Below are 13,688 nucleotides of genomic sequence, written 5' to 3'. Positions count from 1 at the left end.
GTGTTTTCGCACTCTGGAGAGAGGCGGTAGTTCATGGCGGCGCACCGGTAACCACGGTTTCGCGCGCCGGTTCAAGCCGCCCACCGAAGGGGCGCGCGTCGAGCGGGAAACGAAAATTCGTCCCCCCATTCGGCGCAATCTCTCAGGTACCGAGGACAGAGGGGTCATGCATCGCAGCCGCCGCAGGCATTCGAGCCCGCGCGCGTTGCCAGGCATGGCCCTTTTTTGTTTTCGCGATACCTTCGCGCGCCGAGGCTCCCATGACCGAATTGAAACAAACTCCCCTGAACGCCGCTCACCGTGCGCTGAATGCGCGCATGGTCGATTTCGGCGGCTGGGACATGCCCGTCAACTATGGCTCGCAGATCGACGAACACCAGGCGGTGCGCACCGACGCGGGGATGTTCGACGTTTCGCATATGTGCGCGGTCGATTTCGCGGGCGCGCAGGCTCGCGCGTTCTTCGAATACGCGATCGCCAACAACGTCGGCAAGCTGCAAACGCCGGGCCGTGCCCTGTATTCGTGCATGCTCAACGAGGACGGCGGCGTCATCGACGATCTAATCGTCTATTTTTTCTCCGACGATTTTTTCCGCGTCGTCGTCAATGCGGGCACGGCTGAAAAAGACATCGCCTGGTTCAACGCGTTGAATGCCGAGCGCGGGTTCGGTTTGTCCATCACGCCGCGCCGCGATCTGGCTATCGTGGCGGTTCAGGGTCCGAACGCTCGCGCCAAGCTGTGGCAAGTGCTGCCGTCCGTGCGCGAAGCCACCGAACCGCTGAAGCCGTTCAACGCCGCGCGCGTGGACGCGGCGCCGTACGGCGAATTGACCGTGGCGCGTACGGGGTACACGGGTGAGGACGGCTTCGAGATCATCGTGCCGGCCGCGCACGTCGTCGCGCTCTGGCAAGCGTTGCACGCCGCCGGCGTGCGGCCTTGCGGGCTCGGCGCGCGCGACACGCTGCGCCTCGAAGCCGGGATGAATTTGTATGGCCAGGACATGGACGAAAAAGTCTCGCCGCTCGATGCGGGACTGGCCTGGACCGTCGACCTCGCCGCGCCGCGCGCGTTCGTCGGCCGCGCGGCGCTCGAGCGCGACGGGTCGCGCCAAGCATTCGTCGGGCTCATTTTGCAAAAAGAGAACGGCAAGGCGGGCGGCGTGCTGCGCGCGCACCAGAAGGTCATGACGCCGCACGGCGAGGGCGAAATCACGAGCGGTACGTTCTCGCCGACGATGCAAGAATCGATCGCGTTCGCGCGGGTGCCCAAAGACGTGCGTCCGGGCGACGTGGTGCAAGTCCAAATTCGCGACAAAGCATTGCCCGCAAGCGTGGTAAAACTGCCGTTCGTGCGGGGCGGCAAGGTGCTCGCCGCCTAAGCGGCGGCCCGCGCACGAAGCGATACCCGATCGATCCCAATTACAACGCATCCACCCTATTCACCAGGAGTCTCAAATGAGCAACGTTCCGGCCGATCTGAAATACACCGACGAACACGAGTGGATCAAAGTCGAAGGTGACGGCACCGTGACGGTCGGTATCACCGACCACGCGCAATCGACGCTCGGCGACATCGTTTTTCTCGAACTGCCGCAAGTCGGCAAGGACATCAAGGCCGGCGATGCCGTCGGCGTGGTGGAGTCGGTCAAAGCCGCGTCCGACATTTACGCCCCGGTGGCGGGTGAAATCGTCGCCGTCAACGAGGAAGCCGCCGACTCGCCCGAAGAGGTCAACAGCGATGCCTATGGCTGCTGGCTGTTCAAGGTGAAGCTCGCCGACGCGTCCGCGGTCGACGGCCTGCTCGACGCCGCCGCTTACGAAAAGCTCATCGGCTGACCCTCATTACTCGTTCTTGCCGCGCGGCGCATCTCGAAGCGTTCCACGCTCGAGCGCCGCGCAATATACGCCGCCCTACCATGAAACTCGAACATCCGGATCGTCTGATGAACCGCTCCCCTCTCTCGCTTGCCGCGCTCGAAGTGCACGACGCCTTCGCCGAGCGGCACATCGGCCCGGATAGCGCCGACCAGCACACCATGCTGGAGGTGCTCGGTTTCGCGTCGCGCGCCGCGTTGATCGACGCCGTGATCCCGCCCGCGATCCGCCGCAACGGTCCTCTGCCGCTCGGGCCGTTCGCCGAGCCGCGCAGCGAGGCCGAGGCGATTGAGCGGTTGCGCGAACTCGCGGACAAGAACGAGGTGTTCCGTTCCTACATCGGGCAGGGCTACTACAACACGCACACGCCGGCCGTGATTTTGCGCAACGTGCTGGAGAACCCGGCTTGGTACACGGCCTACACGCCGTATCAGCCCGAGATCTCGCAAGGCCGGCTCGAAGCGCTGCTCAACTTCCAGCAGATGATCGGCGATCTGACCGGCCTTTCCATCGCGAACGCGTCGCTGCTCGACGAAGCGACGGCTGCCGCCGAGGCGATGACGCTGCTGCAACGCGCGGGCAAGTCGAAGTCGAACGTGTTCTACGTGGCCGACGACGTGCTGCCGCAAACGATCGAAGTCGTGCGCACGCGCGCCGAGCCGATCGGCATCGAAGTGCGCGTCGGTCCGGCCGATGCGGCGGCGAGCGCGGGCGCATTCGGCGTGCTGCTGCAATATCCGGGCGCGGCCGGCGACGTGCGCGACTATCGCGCGCTGACCGAAGCCGTGCATGCGGCGGGCGGCTACGTGGTCGTCGCGGCCGATCTGCTCGCGCTCACGCTCCTGACGCCGCCGGGCGAGTGGGGCGCCGACGTCGCCGTGGGCACGTCGCAGCGCTTCGGCGTGCCGGTGGGCTTCGGCGGCCCGCACGCCGCTTACATGGCCGTGCGCGACGAATTCAAGCGCCAGATGCCGGGCCGGCTCGTCGGCGTGACCGTCGATGCGCAAGGCAAGAACGCGCTGCGCCTCGCGCTGCAAACGCGCGAGCAGCATATTCGACGCGAAAAAGCGACCTCGAACGTTTGCACGGCGCAAGCGCTGCTCGCGATCATGGCGAGCATGTACGCCGTCTATCACGGGCCGCAAGGCTTGAAGACGATCGCGCAGCGCGTGCACCGCATCGCCGCGCTGCTCGCGGCCGGCGTCAAGCAACTGGGTTACGCGCTCGTCAACGAAACGTTCTTCGATACGCTGACGATCGAAACGGGCACGCGCACGGCGGCCGTGCACGAAGCCGCTAAACGCATGCGCATCAATCTGCGCCGCGTGAGCGATACGCGTGTAGGCGTTTCCATCGACGAAACGACCAAGCGTGCCGATCTCGCCGATCTGCTCGCGCTTTTCGCGCACGCGGCCGGCGCGATCGACGTGCCGCACGTCGATGCGCTCGACACGGCGCTCACGCGGGCCGAGGAGCAAGGGCAGGGGGGCTCGCTGTCGCTGCCGGCCTCGCTCGCGCGGACCAGCGCTTATCTGACGCATCACGTCTTCAATCGCCATCATTCGGAGACGGAAATGCTGCGCTATCTGCGCAGCCTCGCCGACAAGGACCTGGCCCTCGATCGTTCGATGATCCCGCTCGGTTCGTGCACGATGAAGTTGAACGCGACGTCCGAAATGCTGCCGGTCACCTGGCCCGAGTTCTCGCAGATTCACCCGTTCGCCCCGGCCGAGCAGACGGTCGGCTACCGTGAAATGATCGATCAGCTCGAGCAGATGCTCGTGGCGGCCACGGGCTATGCGGCGGTCTCGCTGCAACCGAACGCCGGTTCGCAGGGCGAGTACGCGGGGCTCTTGATCATCCACGCCTATCACGCATCGCGCGGCGAAGGCCACCGCGACGTCTGCCTGATTCCGGCATCGGCGCACGGCACGAACCCGGCGTCGGCCCATATGGCGGGCATGAAGGTGGTCGTGGTCGGCTGCGACGAACAAGGCAACGTCGATATCGACGATCTGAAGGCGAAGGCGGCCGAGCATGCGGCCAACCTGGCGGCGATCATGATCACGTATCCGTCCACGCACGGGGTGTTCGAGGCCAACGTGCGCGAAATCTGCGAGATCGTGCATGCGGCGGGCGGCCAGGTGTACGTGGACGGCGCCAACATGAACGCGATGGTCGGCTTGACGGCGCCGGGGCAGTTCGGCGGCGACGTCTCGCACTTGAACCTGCACAAGACGTTCTGCATTCCGCATGGCGGTGGCGGCCCCGGCGTCGGGCCGGTCGCGGTCGGTCCGCATCTCGCGCAGTTCCTGCCGAATCAAACCTCCACGGGCTATCGCCGCGCGGAAAGCGGCATCGGCGCCGTCTCGGCCGCGCCGTACGGTTCGGCCTCGATCCTGCCGATTTCGTGGATGTATATCGCGATGATGGGCGCGAAGAACCTCACGGCGGCCACCGAAGTCGCGATCCTGAACGCGAACTACGTGGCCAAGCGCCTCGCGCCGCACTATCCGGTGCTGTACGCGGGGCCCGGCGGACTGGTCGCGCACGAGTGCATTCTCGATTTGCGCCCGATCAAGGACGCGAGCGGGATCACCGTCGACGACGTCGCCAAGCGCCTGGCCGACTACGGCTTTCACGCGCCGACGATGAGTTTTCCGGTGCCGGGCACGTTGATGGTCGAGCCGACCGAATCGGAATCGAAGGAAGAACTCGATCGCTTCATCGAGGCGATGATCGCGATTCGCGAGGAGATCCGCGCGGTGGAAGACGGCCGCGCCGATCGCGAGGACAACCCGCTCAAGCACGCACCGCACACGGCGGCGGTCGTGACGGCGGACGAATGGCCGCATGCGTACTCGCGCGAGAGCGCCGCGTACCCGTTGCCCTCGCTCGTCACGCGCAAGTACTGGCCACCCGTGGGCCGCGCGGACAACGCTTATGGCGACCGCAATTTGTTCTGCTCGTGCGTGCCCGTCGCCGATTACGCCTGACAGCGTAACCGTGAGCGCAACGGCGCGAGCCGTCGGCGCGGCGACGCGCGATCGACGCCCCCGCCGCGCCTTGGCGTGCGCGGGTGTGCGTCGTTCGACGCGAATCCCGGTACCATCTCATCCCGCGATCAAGCCAACGAAGGAGCGACCGATGGGGCGAATGGTGCCGGCAGCGATGGCATGTCTGCCAACTGTGCAACGGGATGGATCGAGCACGCTCGGCGGTGAACGGACGGGGCCGGGGCGCCGTCACGCCCCGGTGAACGCCGAGGCGCGCCGGGGCGGCGTGTCGCTCGCGGCCTGCCTGATCGCGTGCGCGGGCTTGCTCGCGCATGCCGGCGCCGCGCGCGCGGCCATGAACTTCTGCGCGGCCCCGGCCATGCAAACGAGCGAGCGTACGAGCGCCGCGCCCCCGGTGCAAGCGCTCATGAAGAGCGTGGCGGCGCGGCTCGGCGATCAGCCCAAGCCGCTCGCGCGTCTGCATACCGAAGGCACGCTGCCGCACGAAGGCATTTACGACCAGAGCGTCGAGGCCGAGCAAGAACTCGAGCTCATGCGCGACGCGGCGCTCGTCTGGCGCGCGACCGGGGACGAACGCTATCTGCGCCTCGTCGATCGCTTCTTGCTGGCCTGGGCCACGACCTATCGGCCGAGTTTCAATCCGATCGACGAGACGCATTTCGATTCGATGATCTTGGCCTACGATTTGACCGCCAGCGCGCTGCCCGTCAAGACGCGTAACGCGACGGCCGCGTTCATCACGACGCTCGCGAACGGGTATGTCAACCAAGTGGACGCGCAGCCGCGGCCTTTGCGCGGGACTTATCGTAACAATTGGGAAAGCCATCGCGTCAAGCTCATCGCCATGGCCGCCTTCACGCTCGACGATCGCAAGCTCATCAATGCCGCGCAGCGGCTGTTCGTCGAGCAAATCGGCACGAATATCGCACCCGATGGGGCGACGGTGGATTTTGCCGAACGCGATGCGCTTCATTACGTGGCCTACGACTTGCAGCCTCTCGTGGAGGCGGCCTTGTCGGCCCGGCGCCACAACCGCAATTGGCTCACGCTGCGCGCGCCAAACGGCGCCACGCTCGCCGCCGCGCTCGATTGGCTCGCGCCTTACGCGCTCGGTGAAAAAACGCACGAGGAGTTCGTCCATTCGAGCGTGCCGTTCGATGCCAAGCGCCGCGAGGCGGGTTTGCCCGGCTACTCGGGGGAATGGGACCCGAAGAGCTCGGCGCAGTTGTTTCATCTAGCCGCGCGGCTGTCCGGCCGCTATGCGATCGTCGCGCAGCGCGTCGCTGCGATGCCGCCCGCGTGGCTGTCGGTCTGTCTGCCGTTGCCGGCGAGATAGCGAAGTTAGCGAAATCGGCGTGCCATGCCGCGATCCGGATGGCCGCCCCTTGAACGACGCCGTGACGGCAAATCCGGCGCGGCGTTTCCACTTATCAATCCGAGGCGCGTACCCGCCTCGATCAGCGTCTGGAGCAACAATGGCAGTCAGCGTTTTCGACCTCTTCAAAATCGGCATCGGCCCTTCGAGCTCGCATACGGTCGGGCCGATGCGCGCCGCGCTGCTGTTCGTGCAAGGGCTCGAACGCGACGGCTTGCTTGCCCAAACGGCGTCGGTGAAGGTGGAACTGTACGGTTCGCTCGGCGCGACCGGCAAGGGACACGGCACCGATCGCGGCGTCATGCTGGGCCTGATGGGCGATGCGCCCGATACGGTCGATCCCTCGACGATCGCGGCCCGGCTCGACGCCGTCCAAAAGTCTCGCCGGCTCGCGCTCGGCGGCACGCACGAGATCGCGTTCGTGCCGAAGGAGCAGATCGTGTTTTATCGGCAAGCGTTGCCCGAGCATCCGAACGGTATGAAGCTGCGTGCGGCCGACGCGGGCGGCGCGGTGTTGCGCGAGGCGACTTACCTGTCGGTCGGGGGCGGCTTCGTCGTGACGGCCGGCGCGCCCAATACGAAGGTGCTGCAAGCGGCCGACCAGCGCGCCCATCCGTTCAGCACCGGCAATGAATTGCTTGCGCTGTGCGCGTCGACGGGCAAGTCGATCGCCCAGCTCATGTGGGACAACGAGCGCGTGTGGCACACCGAGGAGGAAACGCGCGCCGGACTGCTGAAGATTTGGGATGTGATGCAATCGTGCGTGGCGCGCGGGTGCGGGATCGGCAATGCCGACGCCGACGGTACGCTGCCCGGACCGTTCCAAGTCAAGCGCCGCGCGCCGCAGCTTTATCGCGCGCTCTCGGGCAACCCGGAGCAGGCGCTGCGCGATCCGCTCTCGATGGTCGATTGGATCAATCTGTATGCGATCGCCGTCAACGAAGAGAATGCGGCGGGCGGCCGCGTCGTCACGGCGCCGACGAACGGCGCGGCCGGTATCGTGCCGGCCGTGCTGCACTACTACACGCGCTTCGTGCCCGGCGCGAACGAGCAGGGCGTCATCGACTTCTTGATGACGGCCGCCGCGATCGGCATTCTGTACAAGCTCAATGCGTCGATCTCGGGCGCGGAAGTGGGCTGTCAGGGCGAAGTGGGCGTGGCGTGTTCGATGGCGGCCGGCGCCTTGGCCGCGGTCATGGGCGGTACGCCGAAGCAAGTCGAGAACGCCGCCGAGATCGGCATGGAGCACAACCTCGGTCTCACGTGCGATCCGGTCGGCGGCATGGTGCAGATTCCGTGTATCGAGCGCAATGCGATGGCGTCGGTGAAGGCCGTCAACGCCGCGCGCATGGCGCTGCGCGGCGACGGCAGCCATTATGTATCGCTCGATTCGGTCATCAAGACGATGCGCGAGACCGGCGCCGATATGAAGACGAAGTACAAAGAGACGTCGCGCGGCGGCTTGGCGGTCAATATCGTCGAGTGCTGACGAGAACTTGGTCGGCCGGGTGCCGCACCACGTGTCAAACGGCGGGTCTATCGAGCAGACAAACCCGCCTCCAGGCGACTGCACGAAACGCGAGTAACGGTGTAAAATCGCTCCTGGAGTGCTGGTGCGCCGGATGTTTTAAGTTACCCGGGCGAGTGCTTCAACGCTTTTAGGGCCGCTTTCGAGCGGCCTTTTCTATTTCAGCGTGCAGGCGGCTTGTTTGCGTCTCCCTTCGGGATCACCGAATACAGTTCGGCTCGTGGCTTTCGTTGCGTCAGCTCCAGCACTGCCCGATCCCGCACTACATTTCCGTACCGGTCCTCTCTCCGCGTGACGCTTTCAAGCGCGGTCATCTTGGCATTGGGCATCACTACGGCATCGGCGGCTAGCGCGCTCGCGATCTGTCCCATGACATCCTCGATGGTGTAGTTGTCCCGCACAATGCGAGCCTACGGCCGTGACAGCCCCGGCGGGTCAGGCGTAAGCTGTCGGCGCCGTCTCTCGCGATTCGCTCGCCGGTCGTTCCTTCTCGAACAACAAACCCTAGCCAGTCAGGAGGTTGCCGCACCATGCCGAATGTCGCCGATACCGCCAACGTGACCGGAGCGCGCTTGCTCGTCGATGCGCTCGTCACGCACGGCGTCGACCGTGTTTTCAGCGTACCGGGTGAAAGCTTTCTCGCCGTGCTCGACGCGCTGCACGACGAAACGCAGCGGATTCGCACGATCGTCTGCCGGCATGAAGCGGGCGCGGCCAACATGGCCGAGGCAACCGGCAAGCTTACGGGCCGCCCGGGCGTGGCCATCGTCACGCGCGGGCCGGGCGCGACCCATGCCTCGATCGGCGTGCACACCGCGTTTCAAGACTCCACGCCGATGATCTTGCTCATCGGCCAATGCGCGCGCGACCATCTCGATCGCGAGGCGTTTCAAGAGATCGACTATCGCCGCATGTTCGGCCAGATGGCGAAATGGGTCGCGCAAATCGACGACGCGCGCCGTATTCCCGAGTACATGAGTCACGCGTTTCACACGGCATGCGCGGGCCGCCCGGGCCCCGTCGTGCTCGCGCTGCCCGAAGACATGCTCACCGACCTCGTCGCCCCCGTGCCCGCCGCGCCGCGCTTTCATCGCGTGGCGGCGTCGCCTTCGGCCGCGCAGATCGACCAAGTTCGCGTGATGCTCGAAGGCGCCCAACGCCCGATGGTGATCGCGGGCGGCAGCGGCTGGAGCGAGCAAGCGTGCGTGGATCTGCGCCGGTTCGTCGAAGCCTGGCAATTGCCGATCGGCTGCGCGTTCCGCTATCAAGACACGATCGATAACGATCACCCGAACTACGCGGGCGACGTGGGGCTCGGCATCAATCCGGCACTGGCGCAGCGCATTCGCGAGGCCGATCTGCTGCTCGTCGTGGGTCCCCGTCTGGGCGAAGCGACCACGGGCGGCTATACGCTGCTCGATATTCCGAAAACCCGGCAAACGCTCGTGCACGTGCATCAAGGCGCGGAAGAGTTGGGCCGCGTCTACGCCGCCGACTTGCCGATCGTCTCGGGCATGCCCGAAATGGCGGCCGCGCTGGCCGCGCTCGAGCCGCGCGCCACGCCTGCTTGGGCCGGCACGGCGCAGCAAGCGCACGGCGCGTACCTCGAGTGGCGCGCGCCGCGGCCGATGCTCGGCGACGTCCAACTCGGCGAAATCATGGCGCAACTGCGCGAGCGGCTGCCCGCGGACAGCATCGTCACGAATGGGGCGGGCAATTACGCCATCTGGCTGCATCGGCATTTCGCTTATCGCGAGTGGCGCACGCAGCTCGCGCCGACCAGCGGCGCGATGGGCTACGGCGTGCCCGCCGCACTCGCGGCGAAAGCGATGTACCCCGAGCGGACGGTGGTTGCGTTCGCGGGCGACGGCTGCTTCATGATGTCGTCGCAAGAGCTCGCCACGGCGATGCAGTACGGCCTGAACGTCGTCTTCATCGTCGTGAACAACGCGCACTTCGGCACGATCCGCATGCATCAGGAACGGCACTACCCGGGTAGAACGCACGGCACCGGGCTCACGAACCCGGACTTCGCGGCGTTCGCCCGCTCGTTCGGCGCGCACGGGGAAACGGTCGAACGCACGGCCGATTTCCTGCCGGCATTCGAGCGATGCGTGGCGAGCGGGTTGCCCGCGCTCATTGAAATCCGCGTGCCCAAGGAAGTCAGCACGCCGGCGGCGACGCTCGACGACATTCGCGAGCAAGGCCGGCGCGCACGCGCGTCGGCGACGAAGTAGGCGCGCGTCGCGTGGTGACTCGGTCGCCCACGCGCTCGCCGGTTCGATCGGCCGGTCGGTGGCGGCGTCAGTGCCCTCGATAGAGTGCCCGCTGGTTCTCGGATAGATCGAACCTGCTCGACGGCGGATGCGGGAACGACGGCATGCGCATCGTCGGCGCGATCAAGAAGCGCGGCAGCGTAAAAACGATGACCGGCGCGTGGGCGGCCGCGGTATGCGGCGGATGCTTGCGGCGATGCGTCACCCCGCGCCGGACGCCGTGGCCGCGTGCATCCCGAAGGCTCGCGCTTCGCGCTTCCAACGGAACGGATCGATGCTCGTTCGGACGCAGCGCGTCGGATGGCTTTGGGGGCGCTACCGGTGCGTCGGACGGCGGTGCGTCGCTGGATGCCGGCGGCGCCGAGCCCTCGATCGGGCCGTTGAAGCTTTTGTCGGCGGCGCCGGACGGCGGCGGCGCATCGCGCTCGTCGCTCGCCGCGCTGCGCGTTGCATGTACCGGCGCAGCCGCTTCGCTCGGCGGCGCTTCGTCTGAAGCCGCGGGCGCAGTTCTCGGTGATGCCATGCTCGAGAAGGTTGGGGCGCTGGCAACGGCGGGCGTTGCCGTTTCAGTCGAATGCGCGGGCGATCGTCGAGTATGCCTAGCTTTGGCGGGCGCGGCCGGTGTGGCCGCGGCGCGTGGGACGCTCGCCGTACCATGCGTTCCCCGGTGTGCACCGTGCTCGCGACGCAGCCGGGCCGCGTCGGCATCGTCGTCCGCATTCGCGTGGGCAATTTGCTCCGCCAGCAGCGGCAATTGTGCAGACGATAGGGGCGGGCGCGCCGCCGTTTGGGCCACGGCGAGTGCGTCGCTTGCGCGTTGCTTTCGAGCGCCCGGGCCGGTTCGATCGCGCGCGTTATTGCCGACGCCGTCACCGACACCCACGCCGACGCCGATGCCTTCGTCGATCGCCATGTAAGCGGCGAAGACGCCGACGACCACCAACAGCAACAATCCCGCTCCGAAACTGAGGCCCCAACGCCGGGCGCCATTCGCATCGGCGGGCGTCCAATGCCTAGGCAGCGCCTCGGCGAGCCATCGCGGGCGGGGACGTTCGGCTTCGCCAGCCGGCCCGATGCCCGGCGCCGCGCTCGGCGGCAATGGCCGAGTGCAACGTGGGCACTGCTGCAATCCGCGCGGGATCGGCGCGCCGCAGCCGGGACATCGTGCGCGTGGTAGGGGACGAGAAATCGTTCGGGGATGCATGATTTCGAATATCCGGCCCGCCGCCCGCTGCGCAATCGAGCGGACGCGCCTATGCTGGCGACTATGTGGCGTTGCGCGCACGCGGGCAATCGGTGGCGGTGCACGGGCGTGCGTTGGCCAACATACGGTCGCGCCGCGACCGTTCTTCATGTGAGTGATCGACAGCCACTTGCCACGAGAAGACGAGCATGAGCAACCGGCGCGCGCATCGGTGGCTTACGGGCCTTGCGATGGCGCATGCGCTCACGGCGTCGGCGCAGTCGGCCCCGCCTTCGCTATCGACATCGCCGCTTTGCGCGCCGGCGTTGTCGGTGACGGATGTCCAACCGCGGTTCCGTTTCGAGCGCGATTGCGGCATCGACCCGCATCGGCTCGAACGCTTCGTGGCCGATGCGAACCGTGCCGCTCACCGAGCGCATTTGCCGGGCAGCCAGCGCGTTGCCCTCGCTAAAGCGGCCGATTGGATGTTCGAGGCGATGCCGGAGCAGGGTTTCGACGCCGTCGCGCCGATCGTGCTGGCCCTCGCGGCGCAAAGCGGAGAGCGCGACGAAGTGGATTTCGTCGCCCTCGCGCACGCTTGGACCGAGCGCTACGCGTTGTTGCGCTGGCGCACGCGCGTCGTGCGCACGGACGATCCGCTCGAGCCGCAGGTCGACGCGGCGATTGCCGCGCTGGACTTGGACGGCGCGGCCAAACTGTTCGCCGCCGAACTCGCCGAGCCCGGTGCGCCGGACGATCTGATCGCAGCGCGCAGCTTCGACGCGGGCATCGTCGAATGGCTGCGCTTCTCACCGAGGCGCTCGCTGGCCTTCATCCGCGTCGCTCATGTACTCCGGCCCGACGATCCCGGCGTCGCCGAACTTTACGGCGATCTGCTGTTCGAGGCGCGCCTGCTCGAGCAGGCGCAGCCGGTCTACGAATCGCTCGTGCTGCGCTATCAGGTGCTCGCGCACGGCAAGCCCGAACGCTGGCGGCCGCGCTTTGCCGGGGCGTTGGCCAAGCTCGGCCGCTTATATGCGGCGCTCTCGTTGCCGGCCGACGCCGAAATGGCCGACTTGCGGGCGCTCGGGATGTATTGGAGCTTGGCACGCGAGCAGCCGGTGCGCTTCGGCCCGACCGTCGCCGATTTGCTCGGCACGCTGGGGGCGCTCTACCGCGATGCCGACCAGCCGGGAGATGCCATCGACGCCTACCGCGAGGCGCTCAAGCTCGAGCGCGCGCTCGTGCGGCACGATGCGCGCGGCTATACCGCCGATTTGGCGACGACGCTGAACGACCTCGGCGTGCTCTATGCGACGGCGCACCGTATCGACGAAGCACGCAACGCATACGCGGAAGCGCTCGACCTGCAACGCGCTTTGGTACGACAGAACGCGCTGGCTTACGAGTCGGCGCTGGCCCGGACCTTGAACAATCTAGGCAATCTGGACAGCGACGCGGGACGGCTCGAGCAAGCGGAGCAAGCCTACGGCGAGGCGCTGGCGATTCGTCGCAAGCTCGCGCAAGAAAGCCCCGCGCGCGGGGCGTCGGACGTGGCGCGAACGCTGACGAACCTGGGCGTGTTGTATCGGCGGCAGGGGCGCTCGTCCGAGGCCGAGCATGCGTACCGAGAGGCGCTGCGCACGCTCGCGTCGTTCGAGTCGGCGGCGCCCGCCGCCATCGGTGCGGAACGTGCCCGCACGCTGAACAATCTGGGCGTGCTGCTGAGTACGATGCGCCGTCTGTACGAAGCCGAAGGGGTCTTTCGGCGCGCGGTCGCGCTGTACGGCAGGCTCACGAAACAAGAGCCGGCCATCTATCGGGGCGACTACGTGCGCGTGCTCGGCAATCTCGCCAAACTGTACGGCGAGATGGGGCGCAAGCGCGATGCGAAAACCATATTGAAGACGATGGCCAAGTTGCAGCACGATGCGGCCGAATCGTCCTGAGCCGCGCGAGCGGGAAGTCAGCGCCGGGGTTTGCTTCTCGGCGGGACGTAACGCCAGGTCAACAGAACGGCGAGGGCGAAGAGGACGTAGGCGACGGTGAAGACCCACGTGGGCAGTTCGTAATATAGAAGCCGCCCGAGCCAATATTGGAGAAAGCCTTGCGGGCCGGCGCGGCCTGTGCGCAGCCAATCCTCGAGCGTCGTCGAGGGGCACGGTATGTCGAGTGCGGCGAGCAGGGCGACGATCGCGATCGCCGTGAGATGCACGAACCGGAACCGCCGTTCGCGCACCCATGCCCAGCCCCGCATGGCGCCGATCCAAATCGCGACGAATCCGCCGACGATGAACGTGGCGAGAGCGGCGTGCAGCACGAGGACGATGTCGGCGAGAGCGGTCATGGCGGACGAAGATCGGCACCGCGGAACAATGCCGGCCAGTATCGCACCGCCAGTGTCCAACGGTTCGGCCTATCCGCGGCCGCCGCC

At 66.8% G+C, this 13,688-nt stretch carries 10 protein-coding genes and 1 riboswitch; of the genes, 7 read left to right on the top strand and 3 right to left on the bottom strand.

Annotated elements, in window-relative coordinates:
• Positions 1 to 3: 3 nt before the first annotated feature.
• A riboswitch (glycine riboswitch) is annotated at positions 4 to 169 on the top strand.
• 91 nt (positions 170 to 260) lie between these two features.
• From gcvT to C0Z18_RS04635, 5 genes are all read left to right on the top strand, one after another.
• The gene (gene gcvT / locus C0Z18_RS04655; RefSeq protein WP_102644196.1) at positions 261 to 1,379 is read left to right on the top strand and encodes a glycine cleavage system aminomethyltransferase GcvT; all 1,119 of its coding nucleotides are present in this window, start codon (positions 261 to 263) and stop codon (positions 1,377 to 1,379) included.
• Between the two features lie 76 nt (positions 1,380 to 1,455).
• Positions 1,456 to 1,836, top strand: coding sequence for a glycine cleavage system protein GcvH (gene gcvH / locus C0Z18_RS04650; RefSeq protein WP_102644195.1), 381 nt, complete (start codon positions 1,456 to 1,458; stop codon positions 1,834 to 1,836).
• 80 nt (positions 1,837 to 1,916) lie between these two features.
• Positions 1,917 to 4,871, top strand: a complete 2,955-nt coding sequence (gene gcvP, locus C0Z18_RS04645) for an aminomethyl-transferring glycine dehydrogenase (RefSeq protein WP_102644194.1) — start codon at positions 1,917 to 1,919, stop codon at positions 4,869 to 4,871.
• Positions 4,872 to 5,226: 355 nt separating this feature from the next.
• A complete protein-coding gene (locus C0Z18_RS04640) occupies positions 5,227 to 6,228 on the top strand; it encodes an alginate lyase family protein (RefSeq protein ID WP_233217072.1) in 1,002 nt (333 codons plus the stop codon).
• A gap of 139 nt (positions 6,229 to 6,367) precedes the next feature.
• On the top strand, positions 6,368 to 7,756 hold the full coding sequence (locus tag C0Z18_RS04635; protein ID WP_102644193.1) for an L-serine ammonia-lyase: 1,389 nt from the start codon (positions 6,368 to 6,370) through the stop codon (positions 7,754 to 7,756).
• Between the two features lie 200 nt (positions 7,757 to 7,956).
• Here C0Z18_RS04635 and C0Z18_RS04630 read toward each other — a convergent pair whose 3' ends face one another.
• Positions 7,957 to 8,166 (bottom strand): hypothetical protein, encoded by a 210-nt coding sequence (locus C0Z18_RS04630; protein ID WP_199189387.1) that lies wholly within the window; start codon positions 8,164 to 8,166, stop codon positions 7,957 to 7,959.
• Between the two features lie 159 nt (positions 8,167 to 8,325).
• Here C0Z18_RS04630 and C0Z18_RS04625 point away from each other — a divergent pair, with 159 nt between their 5' ends.
• Complete coding sequence (locus tag C0Z18_RS04625) at positions 8,326 to 10,032, top strand: thiamine pyrophosphate-binding protein (RefSeq protein ID WP_102644192.1); 1,707 nt, start codon at positions 8,326 to 8,328, stop codon at positions 10,030 to 10,032.
• Positions 10,033 to 10,099: 67 nt separating this feature from the next.
• Here the strand turns inward: C0Z18_RS04625 and C0Z18_RS04620 are convergent, their stop codons facing one another.
• A complete protein-coding gene (locus C0Z18_RS04620) occupies positions 10,100 to 11,023 on the bottom strand; it encodes a hypothetical protein (protein WP_146013933.1) in 924 nt (307 codons plus the stop codon).
• A 440-nt stretch (positions 11,024 to 11,463) separates the two neighbouring features.
• Here C0Z18_RS04620 and C0Z18_RS04615 point away from each other — a divergent pair, with 440 nt between their 5' ends.
• Positions 11,464 to 13,203, top strand: coding sequence for a tetratricopeptide repeat protein (locus tag C0Z18_RS04615; RefSeq protein ID WP_102644190.1), 1,740 nt, complete (start codon positions 11,464 to 11,466; stop codon positions 13,201 to 13,203).
• Between the two features lie 17 nt (positions 13,204 to 13,220).
• Here C0Z18_RS04615 and C0Z18_RS04610 read toward each other — a convergent pair whose 3' ends face one another.
• The gene (locus C0Z18_RS04610) at positions 13,221 to 13,601 is read right to left on the bottom strand and encodes a DUF2784 domain-containing protein (RefSeq protein WP_102644189.1); all 381 of its coding nucleotides are present in this window, start codon (positions 13,599 to 13,601) and stop codon (positions 13,221 to 13,223) included.
• Between the last annotated feature and the right edge of the window lie 87 nt (positions 13,602 to 13,688).

This window comes from Trinickia dabaoshanensis (assembly GCF_002879885.1).
GTDB classification, from domain to species: domain Bacteria; phylum Pseudomonadota; class Gammaproteobacteria; order Burkholderiales; family Burkholderiaceae; genus Trinickia; species Trinickia dabaoshanensis.
Note: the sequence above shows the minus strand (reverse complement) of the source record. Positions and strands in the feature narration are given on the sequence as shown.